General features: G+C 63.9%; 17 protein-coding genes. 12 read left to right on the forward strand and 5 right to left on the reverse strand.

The features are described from left to right. Position 1: 1 nt before the first annotated feature. A complete protein-coding gene (locus CFN17_RS06355; protein ID WP_208750519.1) occupies positions 2 to 574 on the forward strand; it encodes a hypothetical protein in 573 nt (190 codons plus the stop codon). A 27-nt stretch (positions 575 to 601) separates the two neighbouring features. Here CFN17_RS06355 and CFN17_RS06360 read toward each other — a convergent pair whose 3' ends face one another. Next, the gene (locus CFN17_RS06360; protein WP_208750521.1) at positions 602 to 1,228 is read right to left on the reverse strand and encodes an FMN reductase; all 627 of its coding nucleotides are present in this window, start codon (positions 1,226 to 1,228) and stop codon (positions 602 to 604) included. A gap of 136 nt (positions 1,229 to 1,364) precedes the next feature. Between CFN17_RS06360 and CFN17_RS06365 the strand changes: the two genes are divergently transcribed. Further along, a complete protein-coding gene (locus CFN17_RS06365; RefSeq protein ID WP_208750522.1) occupies positions 1,365 to 1,787 on the forward strand; it encodes a DUF1801 domain-containing protein in 423 nt (140 codons plus the stop codon). Positions 1,788 to 1,915: 128 nt separating this feature from the next. On the opposite strand, the gene rplI is transcribed toward CFN17_RS06365, so the two are convergent. From rplI to rpsF, 4 genes are all read right to left on the reverse strand, one after another. Then, positions 1,916 to 2,368, reverse strand: a complete 453-nt coding sequence (gene rplI / locus CFN17_RS06370) for a 50S ribosomal protein L9 (RefSeq protein WP_018775331.1) — start codon at positions 2,366 to 2,368, stop codon at positions 1,916 to 1,918. A gap of 17 nt (positions 2,369 to 2,385) precedes the next feature. Continuing rightward, positions 2,386 to 2,625, reverse strand: a complete 240-nt coding sequence (rpsR, locus tag CFN17_RS06375; RefSeq protein ID WP_003800144.1) for a 30S ribosomal protein S18 — start codon at positions 2,623 to 2,625, stop codon at positions 2,386 to 2,388. 125 nt (positions 2,626 to 2,750) lie between these two features. Further along, positions 2,751 to 3,323 carry a single-stranded DNA-binding protein gene (locus tag CFN17_RS06380; RefSeq protein ID WP_208750524.1) on the reverse strand — a complete coding sequence of 191 codons (573 nt, stop codon included), beginning with the start codon at positions 3,321 to 3,323 and terminating at the stop codon, positions 2,751 to 2,753. A 55-nt stretch (positions 3,324 to 3,378) separates the two neighbouring features. Continuing rightward, a complete protein-coding gene (rpsF, locus tag CFN17_RS06385) occupies positions 3,379 to 3,684 on the reverse strand; it encodes a 30S ribosomal protein S6 (protein WP_026266755.1) in 306 nt (101 codons plus the stop codon). 275 nt (positions 3,685 to 3,959) lie between these two features. Here rpsF and CFN17_RS06390 point away from each other — a divergent pair, with 275 nt between their 5' ends. The 10 genes from CFN17_RS06390 (at position 3,960) to CFN17_RS06435 (ending at position 16,984) form a co-directional block, all read left to right on the forward strand. Further along, positions 3,960 to 4,643, forward strand: a complete 684-nt coding sequence (locus CFN17_RS06390) for a DUF1345 domain-containing protein (protein WP_208750526.1) — start codon at positions 3,960 to 3,962, stop codon at positions 4,641 to 4,643. A 335-nt stretch (positions 4,644 to 4,978) separates the two neighbouring features. Continuing rightward, on the forward strand, positions 4,979 to 7,684 hold the full coding sequence (locus CFN17_RS06395; RefSeq protein WP_208750528.1) for an AAA family ATPase: 2,706 nt from the start codon (positions 4,979 to 4,981) through the stop codon (positions 7,682 to 7,684). Between the two features lie 526 nt (positions 7,685 to 8,210). Further along, positions 8,211 to 8,870 (forward strand): NeuD/PglB/VioB family sugar acetyltransferase, encoded by a 660-nt coding sequence (locus CFN17_RS06400; RefSeq protein WP_208750533.1) that lies wholly within the window; start codon positions 8,211 to 8,213, stop codon positions 8,868 to 8,870. Next, positions 8,867 to 10,006: a DegT/DnrJ/EryC1/StrS aminotransferase family protein gene (locus CFN17_RS06405; RefSeq protein WP_208750536.1), complete on the forward strand. Its 1,140-nt coding sequence runs from the start codon at positions 8,867 to 8,869 to the stop codon at positions 10,004 to 10,006. Before CFN17_RS06400 ends, CFN17_RS06405 begins: the two co-directional genes overlap by 4 nt. Further along, positions 10,003 to 11,457: an oligosaccharide flippase family protein gene (locus CFN17_RS06410; RefSeq protein WP_208750538.1), complete on the forward strand. Its 1,455-nt coding sequence runs from the start codon at positions 10,003 to 10,005 to the stop codon at positions 11,455 to 11,457. The genes CFN17_RS06405 and CFN17_RS06410 overlap by 4 nt, the downstream gene beginning before the upstream one ends. Then, a complete protein-coding gene (locus tag CFN17_RS06415; protein ID WP_208750539.1) occupies positions 11,454 to 12,731 on the forward strand; it encodes a glycosyltransferase family 4 protein in 1,278 nt (425 codons plus the stop codon). The genes CFN17_RS06410 and CFN17_RS06415 overlap by 4 nt, the downstream gene beginning before the upstream one ends. Further along, positions 12,728 to 13,915 carry a glycosyltransferase gene (locus CFN17_RS06420; protein WP_208750540.1) on the forward strand — a complete coding sequence of 396 codons (1,188 nt, stop codon included), beginning with the start codon at positions 12,728 to 12,730 and terminating at the stop codon, positions 13,913 to 13,915. The genes CFN17_RS06415 and CFN17_RS06420 overlap by 4 nt, the downstream gene beginning before the upstream one ends. Before the next feature lies 1 nt (position 13,916). Further along, complete coding sequence (locus CFN17_RS06425) at positions 13,917 to 14,801, forward strand: glycosyltransferase (protein WP_208750541.1); 885 nt, start codon at positions 13,917 to 13,919, stop codon at positions 14,799 to 14,801. A gap of 63 nt (positions 14,802 to 14,864) precedes the next feature. Next, positions 14,865 to 15,653: a hypothetical protein gene (locus tag CFN17_RS06430; RefSeq protein WP_208750542.1), complete on the forward strand. Its 789-nt coding sequence runs from the start codon at positions 14,865 to 14,867 to the stop codon at positions 15,651 to 15,653. Between the two features lie 2 nt (positions 15,654 to 15,655). Then, positions 15,656 to 16,984, forward strand: coding sequence for an O-antigen ligase (locus CFN17_RS06435; protein ID WP_208750543.1), 1,329 nt, complete (start codon positions 15,656 to 15,658; stop codon positions 16,982 to 16,984). Positions 16,985 to 17,071 lie beyond the last annotated feature (87 nt).

Below are 17,071 nucleotides of genomic sequence, written 5' to 3' on the forward strand. Positions count from 1 at the left end.
CATGGACTCCCTGCTCATTCCCGTCCTGATCCTGGTGCTCGTGGCCGCCGGCGTGCTGCTGGTGGTCAGGGCGTGGAGCCGCCGCGGCGAACGTTCCCGGCCGGCAGCCCCGCCGCAGCCGGACACCGACTCCGCCGAGCTGGCCCGGGTGTCGGCCGCCCGGCTCAACCAGGAGCAGCACCGGCGAATCTATGCGCTAATCGCACAGGGGCAGGCTATGGCCGCCATTAAGGTGTACCTGGAGGCCACGGGCGAGGGCCTGCGGGCGTCCCGGGACGCCGTCGCGGCGATGGCGGCGCACCCCCAGCCGTACCGCGCCCCCGAGGCTGCCAGCCCGGCCGTCCCGGACGAGGACGACGTGCCGCAGCGCTTCCCGTACCGCTACCGCGCAATTGCCAGCAAAGGCGATGTGACGCGCGAGGTGAGCAGCAACATGCTCAATGACGAGATTTACGGGCGGATCCGCACCCTGGCCAAGAGCGGTGACACCGAGGCGGCGGCGACTGCGCTGACCCGCCACTCGGATATTTCCATGAAGCAGGCCAGGGAGTTCATCGCCCTGCTCGACGACTGAGCAGGGCGATGGCCCGGCCGCCGGACGCTACTGCCGGCCGGAGATGCCCGCAAGCAACTGCTCGAACGGCAGCGATTCCAGCGCGGCAGGCTTATGCCGGGACTCTGCGTCCTGCAGCAGGCGGACGAACTCTCCGCCGGCACGGTCCACCCGTACCGACAGGGGCGAGCCGCCGTCGTCGTTGTTACCCCAGTCCTGGGGACCGGCGAAGACCGCTGTGGCGGCGATCCGGGTGCGCAGGTAGGTGAAGAGAGGCCGGAGTGCGAAGTCCAGGACCATCTGGTGCCGGTCCGTGCCGGCGGTGGCCCCGATGAGGACGGCTTTGCCCTCGAGCGACTTGGGGTCCAGAACGTCGATGAACGACTTGAAGAGCCCGCTGTAGGACGCGCTGAAGACGGGGCTGACGGCGATCAGGCCGTCCGAGGCCTCGACGCCGGCGATCACCTCGGCCAGCCGCGGTGCCGCGTAGCCGGTGACGAAGTTGTTCGCGATGTCCACGGCGAGGTCCCGCAGTTCCACGACCTCGATGTCCACGGCGTACCCCGCCGCGGCCAGCTGCCGCCGGGCCGACGCGGCCAGCTGGTCGGCGAGCAGGCGGCTTGACGACGGGACGCCGAGGCCGGCGGAGATAACGGTGATACGGCGGGTTTCCACGGAGTGCTCCTAAGTTGAATCCAGGTCGGCAACGCCACTACATGCGTTTGCATCTACCTGCACAAGCGGCGGCCGCGGGGATTTATTCCCGCAGCCGCCCGACCCGGCGCTGGCCGGAATCTGGCAGACTGCCTTCATGGCGGAGAACAAGACCCAGGTAACCGGCGCGTCCGTGGACGGGTTCCTCGCCGCCGTCGGGCATCCGGTCCGGCGCGCCGACGGGCTCCGGCTGCTGGCACTGATGTCCGGGCTCACCGGCCAGCCGGCGGAAATGTGGGGCCCGACGATTGTGGGATTCGGCCGCTACCACTACAGGTATGCCAGCGGCCGGGAGGGAGATGCCCCGGCGGTAGGGTTCTCGCCCCGGAAGTCCAGCCTCTCGCTGTACGGCCTGACGTGCGGACCGGAGGCGGCGGGACTGCTCGGCGGGCTGGGCAAGCACAAGCTGGGCGCCGGCTGCCTGTACATCAACAAGCTCGAGGACATCGACGAGCACGTCTTGGCCGAGCTGGTCCGCCGCGGGTACCGGCACGCCACCACAGTGCTCCACCACGGCTGACCCCGAGTTGCGTTGAGGACCCGGTTAAGCGCAGAAGGCCCCCGCTTCCGGTTCCCCTAGGGGCTTCCGATGACGGGGGCCTTCCGGCCGTACAGGCTGCAGCCGTGAAGACTACCTGCGCTGAGTGACTACTTGCCGGCGACGACGTCGAGTTCGATCACAGCGGAAACGTCGTCGTGCAGACGGACGTTTGCCTGGTAGGAACCAGTCGACTTGATGTGTGCCGGCAGTTCGACCTTGCGCTTGTCGATGCGGCCGAGGCCAGCGGCCTCAACAGCGTCGGCCACGTCGCCCTGCTTGACGGTGCCGAACAGGCGTCCGGTAGCGCCGGCCTTGACGACCAGCTTGACCGGCTTGGCGGAGAGTGCAGCGGCCTGCTTCTGAGCGTCTTCCAGGGAAGCGTGCTCGCGGGCAACGCGGGCAGCCTTGATGGACTCAACCTGCTTCTCGCCACCCTTCGACCAGGTCAGGGCGAAGTTGCGGGGCAGCAGGTAGTTACGGGCGTAACCGTCCTTGACCTCGACAACATCGCCAGCAGCACCGAGACCGGTTACTTCGTGGGTCAGAATGAGCTTTGCCATGTTAGTTAATCCCTTCCTTAGCCGCGGCCAGCGCCGGAGTAAGGCAGCAGAGCAACTTCGCGGGCGTTCTTGATTGCCTGGGCGATCTTGCGCTGTTCCTGCACCGTGACGCCGGTGACGCGACGGGCGCGGATCTTTCCGCGGTCGGAGATGAACTTGCGCAGCAATGCTACGTCCTTGTAGTCGATGACAGTGATGTCAGCGGCCTTCAAGGGGTTGGACTTTGGTTTGGGCTTACGGAGTTCAGCCTTAGCCATCGTGGAGCTCCTATTCGTTGGAGCCCGTGGATATTGATCCACGGGATGGTGGTGATCCGGCACAGTCCGTGCCCGGACGCCTCGCGGCGTCCCGGCGGTTTTCGTTGCCGGACCTTAGATGTTGTTTAGAAGGGAGGTTCGGAGTCCGGGCCGTTGCCCCAGCCGCCGCCTGCGTTGCTGACCCCGGGCGTCGCCCAGGGGTCGTCCTGCGCTGCGGACTGGTTGCCGCCCCAGCTTCCGCCGGAGTTGCCGCCCTGGTTTCCACCAGAGTTGCCGCCGAAACCGCCGCTGTTGCCGCCGCCGAAGCCGCCCTGCCCACCCTGGCCGCCGGAGCGCTGGGTGCGGTTGACCTTGGCATTGGCGTAGCGCAGGCTCGGGCCGATTTCATCGACCTCGAGCTCGATAACGGTGCGCTTCTCGCCTTCTTTTGTTTCGTAGGAACGGCTCTTCAGCCGGCCGGAGACAATCACGCGCATGCCCTTGGTGAGGGATTCGGCGACGTTTTCGGCGGCTTCGCGCCAGACCGACGCGCGGAGGAACAGGGTTTCCCCGTCCTTCCACTCATTGGACTGCCGGTCGAAGGTGCGGGGAGTAGACGCGATGGTGAAATTCGCTACGGCCGAACCCGACGGCGTGAACCTGAGTTCGGGGTCATTGGTGAGATTGCCGATAACCGTGATAGTGGTTTCGCCTGCCATCTACTGCCTCCTTGTGCGTTCCTGCGGGGATGAAGATTGAAAATCGTCGGCTGAATTACTCAGCAACAACCTTCTGCTCTTCGGGGCGGGTGATCTTGGTGCGCATGATGGTCTCGTTGAGACTCAGCTGGCGGTCAAGTTCCTTGGCGGTAGCCGGCTCAGCGGTGAAGTTCACCACGGCGTAGATACCCTCGGACTTCTTCTGGATTTCGTAAGCCAGGCGACGGCGGCCCCAGATGTCAACCTTTTCGATGGTTCCACCATCGTTGGTGATGACGTTCAGGAACTTCTGAAGCGACGGCTCAACGGCACGCTCTTCGACCTCGGGGTCGATGATTACCATCAATTCGTAAGGACGCATATGTGAACCCACCTCCTTTGGGCTAAGCGGTTACGGCATTTCCGTAACAGGAGGTTCATTTGCGGTGCCCTGCACTGCCCGGCCGCCGGAACGGAGGCTGGGCGCAGCACAGACTTCACTATCTTAGTGCATCGGAAGGTGATTCGACGATTCCCGACGCGTCAACGCTAGCCGGGGCCGCCCGGCGTCGGAAACCGGGAAACTGACCCATGTGGAAAACCGCCGCACGTCCGGCGGTCGGGGAGCGTAAGCACAGTCTGTGCCATGATCTGAAAATGGACACCGACACCGATTCCGCCGCCGTGCCGCCCCCGGTCCGGCGCAGCCGGCTCCGCTTCGCCGTCATGGTGCTGGTGGGGGTGCTGGCCGCCGGTCTGACCGGCCTGGCCGGCTACTGGGTGGAGGCCCCGGCGGTCGGGTGGGGCTGCGCCGCGGCCTGCTACGTGATCTGGGTGTGGCTCGTGGTGGGCCGCCTCGGCCCGGCCGAAACCGAAGCGCACGCCACGGCGGAGGATCCGTCCCGCAGCGTCACCGACCTGCTGATCCTGGCCACGAACGCAGCGAGCCTGGTGGCGGTGGTCGCCGTCGTCATCGATTCGCACAGCAGCAACACCACCACGCGCCTCGGCGGCGGCGTCCTGGCCCTGGCGTCGGTGGCCTTGTCCTGGCTGTTGGTCCAGACCCTGTTCACCCTGCGGTACGCCGAGCTGTATTACAGCACCGAGCCACGGGCCGGAGCGGCCGTGGGCGGCATCAGCTTCAACCAGGACGGCCCCCCGCAGTACACGGATTTCGCCTACCTTGCCACGAGCCTCGGCATGACATACCAGGTCTCGGACACCGCCCTGGAAAACCACAGCGTGCGGGCCGAGGCCCTGAAGCACAGCCTGCTGTCCTATGTTTTCGGGACCATCATCCTGGCCGCCACCCTCAACCTCGTGGTCGGGCTCACCGCCTAGGTCGACACGCTGCTGCGCACGCCCGGGTGGGTGCCGCGCCGGCTATGCGAACGGTCCTGCAGCCCCATCTGAGTACACCCGGGGCCAATTACTCGTGTTTTGCAAACCCTGTACTCGATTATCCGAACTTCCTAGTCCCCGGCTGGGAGCCAAGCTACATTGGCAACAGCGCGGCCATTTGGTCAGGGATTCCGCTCCAGCCCCGGAGTTTGATCCCTGATCTTTGCTTTGGAAGAAGTATTGGACCGCGGATTAAACGGCTCGGACCGGCTTCATTGCTCCGAAAGGGAAATGATGCCGGTCCGGGCGGTCTCAGGGGATGAAATGGGGGGTCCATGGTTCTGTTTGGCCGAGACAAGGAAATCGCCCGTATCCGCGCGTTGATCCGAAGTGCCCGCGAGTCCGCGATGACGGTCACGGGAAGCCACGGAAGCGGAAAGTCCTCGCTGCTCGCGGAGATTCCGGGATTGCATGAGTACCGCACAGTCCTCCTCCGCGCCAATATCTCAGAATCGGAATGGCCTTTTTCCGGGCTTACCGCCCTGCTCAACGGGATTGACGATCCCGCGTTGGCGCCCCTCGCCGACTATGTGGCCACCTCGCCGCGTGGAAGCCTGGAGGCTGCAGACATTTCAACGATGCTCCTGTCCGCGCTCCGGCAATGGTCGGCGGACCGGACGGTTGTGGTTATTGACGACGCCGAACAGCTGGATTCTGCCAGCCAGGTTGTCCTGGGCTTCCTGGCCCGGCGGCTCGCCGGCACGGGAATTGTGCTCATTGCAGGCATGCGCGGTGAGGCGCCGGAAAGTCCGTTTGCCAGGCTGGCCACTCTCAGGTTGGAGAACCTGAGCCGCAGCGACACTATAAAAATGCTCGAGGACATGCCTGGACAGGCCGACGCGGCAACAATGCACGCTGTTGCGACGGCTACTGATGGCAATCCGCTGGCATCGATTGGTCTTTTCAATCAGCTGACGCAGCGCCGGCCGCAGGGAAATTACGCATTTCCTACCCCCCTGCACTGGAACGGAAGCTTCGAACCTGAACTCGCTGCATCAATTTCAGGACTTTCACCGCACGCGCGCCGGGCACTTGACCTGCTTTCCCTTTCTTACCAGAGCAGCATCACTCTCCTGGAAGAGATGCCCGGAAACCTACGGGAGGGTGTGGAAGAAATTGTCTCCGCCGGGATTGCTGTCCGCACGGGTTCGTACGTCAGAATTCAGAACCAAATGCTGCGCGCGCACATCTTCTCCGCCCTGCCCCCGGCTGAGAGAACAGCCCATCACCAGGCGTTGGCTGCGGTTGCCGAAACCGCGGACCGCCAGGCGTGGCCCTGGCACTTGAGCTACACCCCCGGCGTCCGCCGCGACACATCATTCAGCCTGCTCCGGCATGCCATTGAACTTGTGCGCGCGGGCGAGACGCACTCCGCGGTTGAGTACATCGAGCGTGCCCTGACCATCAATCCCTGGGAAGCAGAGACGGCGGCGCGGCTGGGCACCGTCGCGGAAGTGCTGTTTAGCAGAGGTGAATTCGTTTATGCGAAGCGCTACTTGGACTGGGCGCAGCGGATTACGAAGAACCGGGCATTGACGCTGCGCCTTACCGGCCTCGATTTCCAGATAGAGCTGATGAAGGGCAATTCTGTACGGCCGAGCATGATGGTTCGGCTCGTCAAGGAGTTTGGGCACCATGATCCGGGACTCTCGGCCTGTCTGCTGTCCATCGGCGCGCTGCATATGGTCGAGCGCTGGCAAGTCGAGGATGCCGAGGAACTGCTGGAGCAAGCGGAACAATTCCTGGGTAACGCCTCCGGCGAGGCTTTGGCTGTGAACCAGCGCGCAAATCTTATGGTTGACGCCGTTAAGGGGCGGCTTGAGCGGATCTCCCGGGCAGCCGACGCAGGCGTCAGCAGTTCCCCGGCATCGCTGCTGCTCAAGGGGCGTGCCCTGACCTATGCCGAGAATTACGAGGGAGCCCGCGACCTCTTTTCCCTGGTGCGGAACTTGAGCGCAAGCAGCGATGCGAACTGGAGTGAGACGGCACGATACTTCGCGGCGGACAACGAAATCCGCGCCGGAAACTTTCGTGCCGCCATTGCCCTAATTGATGAAATTGCCGGTTCGGGAACAAGCCGGCAGTATCACCTTGGAATGCGCAACAACTTTCTGCTCTGGCGGGCCCATTCTGTCGGGGACACGGTGGAGGCCCAGGTTTGCCTCGCCGAGGCTCAAAAGTTTGTCAGCGCTGACGCGCCACCGCAGACGGCAGCGCAGCTGTTCGCGTGCCAGGGGCATTTTGCCCTGATGCGGGGTGACCTTGAAGACGCCTGCACCCTCTTGTCCAGGGCTGCCGAGATCGGAACCGGTTTCAGCAACCCGGCCCTTCTGCGGTGCGAGGCAGACCTGGTGGAATCACTGGTCAAGTCGGGCCGCCGCCGCGAGGGCGCCCGGGTACTCACTGGGATGGAATACCGGTCGGCCGGCCTGAAATCCCGGTGGCTGCGGATGGCGGTCTCCCGGTCCCGGGCCTTGGTCGCTGAGGGCGATCAGTCTTTGGAGCTCTTCGTCCAGGCCCTGAATACGTGGCAGAAGGACGATTCCCTGTTCGAGCGGGCCAGGACGTTGCTTTGTTATGCCGACCGGCTGAAGACGTCCGGCAGGCACAATGACGCCAAAACTGCCCTGCTCCGGTCAAAGGCGCTGTTCGAAGAGGCAGGCGCCGCGTCATGGACACAGTCAGTAGACGCGCAGCTGCTCGGTGACCAGCTGCGGGATGTTCCTCAGATCCAGAGCCCGGTCTTGCCCTTGCTCTCGGACCAGGAGCGCGAACTTGTACAGCTCGTCGCCCGGGGCCGGCGCAACAAGGAAATTGCAGCATCCCTGTTCGTGTCCGTCAGAACGGTTGAAGTGCGCCTCACCGCGATATATCGAAAGCTAGGGGTTCAGTCACGCTCCCAGCTGACGTGCCTCGTTTCTGCCGGAGGACCCGTTCCAGCACCAGCACTGAGCGGCGGGACATCCCCGCTGTCAGTCTGAAGTTTCGACTGTCCGGCGATGGTGCACACCACATCCACAATCCCGCAAATCCCGCATACTTCTCTCCCCCGGACCACATCAAGCACCCGATTCCGGTTCTTGCCGGTCCGTCCGCGCTAGCTTTTTCGTAGGCACACGGAATGAACTGCCGAACCGGGTCGCAAGGACCACCGGCAGGATCCGCGAACAATCGGCGCCGCGCCGTTATGGTGCGGCGGGAGAGAAGGTGGGGGATGGCGGCTTGGCGAGTGGCAGGTCGGGACAGGCAACCCGGAGCGAGCCAATCGGCGTCCGGCATAAAGTTCCGCTTTGCCGGGACCGCGGACACCCATCACAGATTCAATCCGGTCAATTCCGGCCGGATTGCCGGGCCCGTTGCTGCACAGCGGACCCACGAACAGGGGCTGGCAGCATCCGGCGCAGACGGAACCCTCGCCCGGATGCTGCCAGCCCGCCTCAACCCTGTGGCTGCCGGGTGCGCTCCGCAGTCCCGCGCCGGCGTCACGGGCAAGAGGATGGTGAACCAGTGAGCGAGCTCTTGCTGATCGCCGCCACGGGCCTGGCCCGTGAAGTGCTGGCTACCGTTCGCAGCAGCGGACGATACGACGTCGTCGGATTCCTTGACGACGACGCCGACAGGATCGGGACCGACGTGGACGGGGCGCCAGTCCTGGGAACCATCGATGACTCGGTCCATTACACTCACGCTTTCTTCCTGGTCTGCCAGGATTCCGGGCAGTCCCGAAGGGCGGTGGTTGAACGCCTGAGCGCCTTGGGCATTGGCGCCAACCGCTATGCCACCGTCATGGACCCGGCTGTCCGCATACCTGAAGGATGCCGGATCGGGCGGGGCAGCATTCTGTTGCAGAACGTAACGCTTACCGCCTCTGTGACCTTGGGTTCGCACGTCGTGGCAATGCCCGGCGTCACGTTCACGCACGACGCCGTCGTCGCGGACTTCGCAACGTTTGCCGCCGGCGCCTCTCTTGGCGGCGGGGTGCGGATAGGCCATGCCGCCCACCTCGGTATGAATTCCAGTGTGCGGGAACGGACGTCGGTGGGAGCCAACGCGGTCGTGGGGATGGGGGCCGCGGTCCTTAGTAACGTGCCCGACGGCGAGACCTGGGTCGGTGTCCCGGCGCACGGACTGGACCGTGAAGCGTTCTGTTTCGGGGGCGGACAATGAGCGCGGGCATACCGCTGAGGGCGGATGCTTCCGTCCCCTTGGTGGACTTGGTCGCGCAACAGGCCGAAGTGAACGCGGAGGTCATGGAGGGGCTCGCGGACGTCTTCAGCAAAGCGGCTTTTGTCGGTGGTCCGGCCGTGGCACAATTCGAGGCTGCATACGCCGGATTCCTGGGTGCCCGGCACTGCATAGGCGTGGCCAATGGAACCGATGCGCTGGAACTGGCGTTGCGGGCATCCGGAGTTGCGGCCGGCGACGAGGTCATCCTTCCGGCAAACACCTTCATCGCCACCGCGGAGGCGGCAAGCCGGATTGGCGCGGTCCCCGTGCTGGTCGACGTCGATCCTGAATACTTGCTGATCGACCCTCAGGCCGTGGCAGCCGCTGTCACGCCGCGTACCCGGGCCATTGTGCCGGTGCACCTCTTCGGTCAGACGGCCTTCGTGGAGCAGCTCATTCCTATTGCCTCGGCCTGCGGCGCCGTCATCATCGAGGACGCCGCGCAGTCGCAGGGCGCCACCCGGTTCGGCCGTTCAGCAGGCACGCTGGGGCTGGCTGCCGGAACCAGTTTCTACCCCGGCAAGAATTTGGGGGCGGCCGGCGACGCCGGTGCCGTCATGACGGACGACGCCGGGCTGGCAGCCCAAGTGCGTACGCTCAGCTCCCACGGAAGCTTGACCAAGTACATGCACGACGTCGTAGGGTTCAATTCGCGTCTTGACGCCGTCCAGGCAGTAGTGCTTGGCGCCAAACTCATGAAGCTCCAGATGTGGAACCAGCAACGGCGGGCCGCAGCTGAAAGGTACAGCCGCATGCTCGCTGACGTGCCGGGGGTGGAAACCCCGCGCGAGGCTCCCGGCAATGTGGATGTCTGGCACCTGTACGTCGTTCGTGTCCCCGACCGCGATGCCGTGCTCGCCGCCCTTCAGGCCGCTGGAATCCAGGCCGGGGTCCACTATCCGGTACCCGTGCACCTCAGTGGCGCCTACGCCGTCCCGGAGGTGCGGGAAGGCTCGTTCCCTGTCACGGAGCACGCCGCCGGCCGCATCATTTCGCTGCCGCTGTATCCACACATCACTCAGGCGCAGCAGGAACGCGTGGTGGGTGCCCTGATCGAGGCGAGGAACTGGTCATGAAGACCGCCGTTGCAGCGCCCGGGGCCACCAATGCCTTCGCGTGGAGCCTTCTCAATACAGCGCTCTCCCGGCTGGGAACCATGGCGATCGGCATACTGCTGGCCCGCCTGCTCGGGCCGGAGTCATTCGGAACCTTTGCCATTGCCCTCGTGGCCCTGATGGCCATCCTCAGTTTCAACGAGCTCGGAGTCTCTCTGGCAATCGTGCGATGGCCGGGAGACCCGCGGGAAATTGCCCCGACGGTCAACACCATCTCCGTCGTTGGCAGCGCCGTGTTCTGCTGCGGTGCTTTCTTCGCAGCGCCACTGTTCACCGCAGCGATGGGCGACCCTGAAGCCACCGATGTGATTCGGGTGCTCATCGCGAGTGTCTTCATCAATGGGATTGTTGCGTCACCGGCCGCACTACTCCAGCGCGGATTCCGCGAAAAGACCCGCCTGCTGGTGGACCAGGTGAACGTTTGGATTGGAGCGGTCCTCTCAGTCCTTCTGGCCATAGCCGGAATGGGAGCGATGGCATTGGCGGTGGGCCGTGTTGCAGGCAGCCTCATCTCCGGAGTCGTGTTTCTGGCGGCCTCACCCCTCCCGTATCGGTTCGGGCTGGACCGTTCTCTGGTTGGACCCCTGCTTCGCTTCGGGATGCCGCTGGCCGGCACCAGCCTGATTTTCTTTGCGGTCAGCTACGCGGACCAATTGACGGTCGGTACCATCCTGGGTTCCACCGCCCTGGGTTTTTACGCGTTGGCATTTAACCTGTCCAACTGGCCAGTCAGCATCGTCGCCCAGCCACTGCGACGGGTCGCCCCTGCGTCATTTTCCACACTGCAGCATGACCGTCCCGCCATGAACGCAGCGCTGACTTCCATCATCGCCCTGCTGGCATCAGCAGCGCTTCCTCCCGTCTTCTTCCTCGTGGGCGGCGCGGTCCCCATGGTGAATTTCATTTACGGCCAAGCGTGGCTGCCCGCCGCTTCGGCACTGTCCTGGCTTGCCGTAGCAGCGATCTCTAAAGTGTTCTGTGATCTTGCCTATGACTTCCTCGTGGTGTTGGGAAAGTCCGGGACGGTCCTGATGATCCAGGCTGCGAGTCTGCTGGTGCTGGTACCCGCGCTTGTCGCCGGGGCAACATGGTTTGGGTTGGCGGGGATCGCCGCGGCGCAAGCCTTCGTTGCCTGCTGCGTCGTACTGCCCCTGTACCTTTGGCAACTGCAGAAGAGCGGCATACGGCTGCACCCGCTGGCCAGAAAAATGCTGCTCCCCCTTATGACTGCGGTTATCACGGGGCTGCTGGCGTGGGCAGCGGCATCGATGATCCCGGACCCGTTCCTGGCTCTCATCGCCGGAGGCGTTGCCGCGCTCGTGGGTGCCGCGATCCTGGTTCGCGGGCAAGCGGACCAGTTCAGACTGCTGCGAACCATTGGCCGCCCCGCGCCCAAGGAGGTGCCGGCATGAGGATTGTTGTTTACCCCCATGACCTGAATATGGGCGGAAGCCAGCTCAACGCGATAGAACTGGCAGCCGCGGTGCGCGCCTTGGGCCATGACGTGATCATGTTCGGCCAGCCCGGCTCCCTGACCCTTCGAATCAAGGAGTTGGGACTGGAGTTCATTGCTGCCCCGAAGCCGCACCACCAGCCGTCCCGCACAATCGTGCGCGCACTGGCTGAGGTCATCCGCGACAGGAAGATCGACATAGTGCACGGCTATGAATGGCCACCTGCCCTGGAGTCCCGGCTCGCCGCCGACCGCAACCCCGGGACGGCCGTGGTGTGCACTGTGATGTCCATGGCAGTTGCACCGTTTATTCCCAAGACGATGCCCCTGCTGGTGGGGACGCGCGAAATCCTTGCTACGGAAGTCGCTTTCGGTCGGGCCAGCGTCGGGCTCCTGGAACCACCTGTCGACGTCAAGCTCAACAACCCCTTCCTGGAACTGCCCTTGGACGACTTCCGGCAGCGTTGGAACCTCGACCCTGACGCCCACACCGTGGTCCTGGTCACCAGGCTTGCCCAACAGCTGAAGCTTGAGGGCATCATTGCCGCCATCAAGGCAGTTGGTGCCCTGGCCGGGGAAATGAAAATCCAACTGCTCCTGGTCGGTGACGGTCCAGAGAGGGATGTTGTGCGGGCCGCGGCCCGGGAAATCAACCAATTGCACGGCCCGGGAACAATCGTCCTGACCGGTCAGCTCGAAGATCCTCGGCCCGCGTACTTGTTGGCAGACGTGGCTTTGGGCATGGGAGGCTCCGCCCTGCGCGCCATGGCCTTTGCCAAGCCGCTCATCGTGCAAGGAGAAATGGGCTACTGGAATCTGGTCACCCCTGAAACGCTTCCAGAATTCCTGGAGCAAGGCTGGTTCGGAGTCGGCCCCGGCAAACATGCAGGGGAAGGGCGCCTGGTGGAAATTCTGCGCCGGCTCCTGCCCGATGACAAGCAGCGGACGGCACTGGGCGAACTGGGCCGGCGGACCGTTCAGGACAGATTTTCTCTCGACCGGGCCGCCAAGTTTCAGGAGGACTTTTACCGTCAGGCCCTGAGCGCTCCGCGTCGGTCCAGCCCCGTGTCGGACGCACTGGCGGTGCGGCAGCTGATCGAATACCAGGTGGCCGCCCACGCCAAACGGCTCTTTGGACGGCTTGCTGCCGACGATTTCAACGCCAGGCCAGTCAGGGCGCGAACCGCTGCACGCGCAAAGGGATCCACGACGAGCCCGGGGGGGATGCTGTGAACTTTCGAGACAGCAAAACCATCAAGATCTTCGTCTACATCTCAGGAAATCGGTGGGACGACGTCGAGGGCACTGACCGGCGCCTGGCCGCCGCGCTGGGGGAAGACATCCCTGTGCTGTGGGTGGACCCGCCGCTCGCCGTCCATCGCGCATTCGATCGCGGTGCGCGGGCACTGTTCCGAGGCATTGAGCTTCAGGACGTTGCACCCGGTATCACGCGACTGAGGTGGCTTTTTGTTCCCGGCGCCACCAGGGGAGCGGTAGCCCCCCTCACGGCGGCTGCTCTTTACAACGTCATTAACCGTTGCCTGAAAGTACTAGGGGTCGCCCCTGCCGCCGTCATGTGCACTTCGCCCGTCATGACCCTCCCGGACAGAGTCTCCGGCACAAAAATTTTGTATGTCACGGACGATTGGGTCTCAGGTGCGGACTTAATGGGGCTTTCCCTGAGGCTGGTCAAAAAGAACCTGGTCCGCAATCTGCAACGCGCCGACATCACGTTGGCGGTGTCACCGCACCTGGTCAATACGCTCAACCGGGAACCCGGGCGGCAAGTCGAAGCCGGGCTCCTTCCCAATGGCTGTGTGCTCCCCGCGGGAACTGCCCAAAGCAGTCGAGGCCGAACGGCGGCACTTGTTGGAACGCTGAACGAACGCCTGGACCTTGCGCTGCTCGAAAAGCTGGCCGAATCAGGTACACCGCTGCTCGTCATCGGGCCCCGTGCCGACAAGGACCCGGCGTTCAGTGCGCGATTGGACCGGTTTCTTGCCGCCGACACAGTCCGCTGGCTGGGCAAACTTCCGGCAGCGTCCCTCCCCGGTTATCTCGCCACTGCCAGCGTCGGCCTGACACCCTACGTAAGCAGTGAGTTCAACCGCGCCAGCTTTCCCCTGAAGACCCTGGACTATCTGGCAGCAGGCTTGGCGGTAGTGGCCACGGATCTCCCCGCCGTGCGCTGGCTGGATTCCGAGGACGTGGCGGTGGCAAAGGATCACACCGAATTTCTGAATCTGGTGCACTTGGCCCTGCGCACGCCGTCGGATCCGGCGACCGAAGCCCGGCGCCGCAGCTTTGCCGGCTCGCACTCTTGGAGCGCCCGGTCGTCCGCCTTGCTGGCACTCGTGGACGCACGCGCAAGCAAGACTGCCAGCACCCGCACCGCCGTCAGCCTAGCGAAGGAATGACATGCGAACCGACGTGGACCACGTGATCCTGACCCGTTTCAATCTTCCCTCCGAAGGTGCCGAAAGTACCGTCCGGGCCAAAGAAGGCTGGCTGCGCACCCGCGTTGAGCTTTTCGAACGCTACTGCCTGCCGTCAGTGGAAAACCAGACGGTACGTTCGTTCAACTGGGTGATCTACTTTGATCCGCAAAGTCCGGAGTGGCTGAAAGCCAGGATCGACAAGCTGTCCCGTGGGTCGGTCTTCACACCGATCTACCGGGCACGGGTCAGTCAGGCGGAACTCGTGACGGATCTCCGCGCGGTTACCGGGGCGAAGGCGCCGCGCCTGCTCACCACCAACTTGGACAACGACGATGGTCTGGCCTCGGATTTCGTCGCCCGGCTTCAACAAGTTCCCGTCGGCGAGCAGCGTGCTGCCATCTATTTGGTACACGGACTTATCCGTTCCGGAACGGGGCTCTACCTCAGAACCGACAGGGCAAATGCATTCTGCTCGGTTCAAGAGGACTGGCATTCTGCACAAACATGTTGGGCCGACTGGCACAACCTGCTTGGCCGGACCATGAACGTCATTGAAATCGGAGGGGATCCCGCCTGGCTTCAGGTGATCCATGGAACCAATGTCAGCAACCGCATCCGCGGACGACTCACAACGGTTGAGGCCTTCGAACCCCTGTTTGGCGCGCTGCTGGACGGTGCAGTGAACCCGGGACGCGCGGCTCTTGCACGCGACCTTCTGGTGGCCCGGCCGGGACGCTACGCCCGGGATCTCGGGCGTGAGGCGCTCAAGCGCGCAGCGATGTCGGTGCTGGGAAAGGAGGGCATCGACCGGCTAAAGGCCGAATGGGCATCCCGCCCGGTGCAGCGGAATCAGGTCTCCCGCTGAAATCAGAAGTAGTTTGCTCCGTGGCCCCGCCGGGTCACGTGAATGGAAGAGGGGAGCTGGGCAATGTTCTTGCACAATCTTGGTTGGGGACTCCTGAGACGGTGGTATTTCGCCCTCGCGGGTATTCTCATCACAGCAGCCGGAGCACTGTTTGTCTGGACCGCCGTTCCCCCTTCATACCAGGCCACCTCGACGGCTGTCCTTCTGCCGCCCTCCTCATTGGTCGGAGAGAAGGGGAACCCTTACCTCTACATGGGTGGACTGGAACAGGCATTGACAGTCCTGACTGTCAGGCTCAGGTCCGCCGAGGTCGAAGAACCGTTGATTCAAGGCCGCGGAGACCTGAGCTACCTGGTCGAGAAAGACCCAGCTTCCCCGGGCCCCGTCATGCTGATAACTGCCACCGCCGGCTCACAGGCAAGCGCCATGGAACTACTGGAGGAGGTGGTGAAGGTTATCCCCGCAAACCTCGCCGTGATGCAGGACCAGCTTCGGATTCCGACCTTCAACCGGGTTGAAGTGATGACGGTCGTTCAGGACCATACCGCAGTCCTCCTCATCAAGGACCAGTTGCGCGTGCTCCTGGCCGCCGTCGCGGGCGGTCTCGCAGTCACCGTCCTGGTGACGGCGCTGTTGGACCGGGTCCTGACATCGAGGAGAAAAAAACGGGATGAACATCGCATACAAGCGTCGAATCAGGTACCGGCGCTTCTGCCGGAGCCGGAAACTCCGAATCTCGAGTCACAGCCCACAGCCCGCAGGCGAGCCGCGGGCGCAAGCAAGGGGAATCTGGGTAATGCTCTCGCCCGGGATCAGGAGTTTGAAATTCCGACCGCGACTTCGAACCCCTAGCCATGTCCAACGTTGGAACACCAGCTCTGGCCCGTCTGGCCGAGCTTCGCGGCGAGCTCGGCCGGATCCGGCCTGACGCCACAACGGTCCTTACGGCCTATGCAGTCCTGCTGTATGTGGTCCCGTCTGACCGGCGCATTGCGCCCCTGGGGGGCGCAGGATCACTGGCGTCCCTGCTCGCCACCGCAGCGTTGCTTTGGTGGGGCTGGCACCAAATCAACGTCGCAACCCCAGTGCTGCGGCCCAGGATCCAATGGGTCCGCGTCGGCGCCTTCACGTTCTTCGGGGCCTGTGTGGCCAGCTACGCGGTGTCGGCGCTGACTCCACTGACCGCCGCCGACGCAAGCGTAGCGGACCTCGGGCTGGTCCGCGTCGCGGCGTTGGTGGGGATCCTGCTTGTCGCAAACGACGGCATAACCACCGAAGAGCGTCTGCTGCTGCTGACACGCCGCCTTTGCTGGTTGGGGGCCGCGTATGCCGGCCTTGGAATCGTGCAATTCTTTACGGGAACAAGCTTCGTTGACACGATCCAGATCCCAGGGCTCACAGCGTCCGTTGATGCGGGGATCAACGCGCGGAACGGCTTTCCGCGGCCCGTCTCGACGGCCCTCCACCCACTGGAGTATTCGGTGGTCCTGACCATGATCCTGCCGCTGTCCCTGGCTATGGCCATCCATGACAAGCAACGGCCCGCCATTCCCCGCTGGAGCCCCGTGGTGCTGATCACCATGGCCTCCGCCCTCTCCGTCACCCGATCGGCGCTCCTCGCGACGGCCGCCGTCTTTCTGGTGCTTCTTCCCTCCTGGCCCCGCGCTGCCCGGCGAGCCATGATCGCCGCAGCTGCCTGCGGATCGCTGGCGCTCTACCTGGTCGTGCCCGGGATGGCGAGCACCATCCTCGCCATGTTTACCGAACACGACACCAGCGTCACGTCCAGGACGGACAGCTACGGCACGGCGCTGTCATTCATTTCCATCAGTCCGCTGTTCGGGCGCGGTTTTGGAACCTTCACGCCTGCCTACCGAATCGTCGACAACCAATATCTGCTAAGCACCATTGAAATCGGCGTCGTGGGTCTGGCATCCCTGCTGGCACTGGTACTCGCAGCAATGATCATCCCCCTAAAGCGCCGGCGGTCATGGAACACCCAACCCATGCGGGGACTGGGACCGGCACTGTTCGCGTCCATGCTTGCAGGCGGCATGATTCTTGCCTTTTTCGATGCCTTCGCCTTCTCGCAGGCCTGCGGCACGCTCTTCATGATCATGGGACTGTGCGGCTGTTACTGCAACATACCCAGCACTGGGTTTGAGACAACAGAGGAACGATGATGGGCACGTGGACCCGGTTGTTGCACCGCCTCAGAGCCAACGCCAGCACCATCTTGCGCAGAAGGCTCCTGGCACTCCTTGTCATTC

The organism is Arthrobacter sp. PM3, from assembly GCF_003352915.1.
Classification (GTDB): domain Bacteria; phylum Actinomycetota; class Actinomycetes; order Actinomycetales; family Micrococcaceae; genus Arthrobacter.

Bases quoted from the DNA above. Each gene is read 5' to 3' on its own strand.
- CFN17_RS06355 (WP_208750519.1), top strand. From the start codon at position 2: ATGGACTCCCTGCTCATTCCCGTCCTGATCCTGGTGCTCGTGGCCGCC.
- CFN17_RS06365 (WP_208750522.1), top strand. From the start codon at position 1,365: ATGGCGGAGAACAAGACCCAGGTAACCGGCGCGTCCGTGGACGGGTTC.
- rplI (WP_018775331.1), bottom strand. From the start codon at position 2,368: ATGGCAAAGCTCATTCTGACCCACGAAGTAACCGGTCTCGGTGCTGCT.
- rpsR (WP_003800144.1), bottom strand. From the start codon at position 2,625: ATGGCTAAGGCTGAACTCCGTAAGCCCAAACCAAAGTCCAACCCCTTG.
- CFN17_RS06380 (WP_208750524.1), bottom strand. From the start codon at position 3,323: ATGGCAGGCGAAACCACTATCACGGTTATCGGCAATCTCACCAATGAC.
- rpsF (WP_026266755.1), bottom strand. From the start codon at position 3,684: ATGCGTCCTTACGAATTGATGGTAATCATCGACCCCGAGGTCGAAGAG.
- CFN17_RS06390 (WP_208750526.1), top strand. From the start codon at position 3,960: ATGGACACCGACACCGATTCCGCCGCCGTGCCGCCCCCGGTCCGGCGC.
- CFN17_RS06395 (WP_208750528.1), top strand. From the start codon at position 4,979: ATGGTTCTGTTTGGCCGAGACAAGGAAATCGCCCGTATCCGCGCGTTG.
- CFN17_RS06405 (WP_208750536.1), top strand. From the start codon at position 8,867: ATGAGCGCGGGCATACCGCTGAGGGCGGATGCTTCCGTCCCCTTGGTG.
- CFN17_RS06410 (WP_208750538.1), top strand. From the start codon at position 10,003: ATGAAGACCGCCGTTGCAGCGCCCGGGGCCACCAATGCCTTCGCGTGG.
- CFN17_RS06415 (WP_208750539.1), top strand. From the start codon at position 11,454: ATGAGGATTGTTGTTTACCCCCATGACCTGAATATGGGCGGAAGCCAG.
- CFN17_RS06425 (WP_208750541.1), top strand. From the start codon at position 13,917: ATGCGAACCGACGTGGACCACGTGATCCTGACCCGTTTCAATCTTCCC.
- CFN17_RS06430 (WP_208750542.1), top strand. From the start codon at position 14,865: ATGTTCTTGCACAATCTTGGTTGGGGACTCCTGAGACGGTGGTATTTC.
- CFN17_RS06435 (WP_208750543.1), top strand. From the start codon at position 15,656: ATGTCCAACGTTGGAACACCAGCTCTGGCCCGTCTGGCCGAGCTTCGC.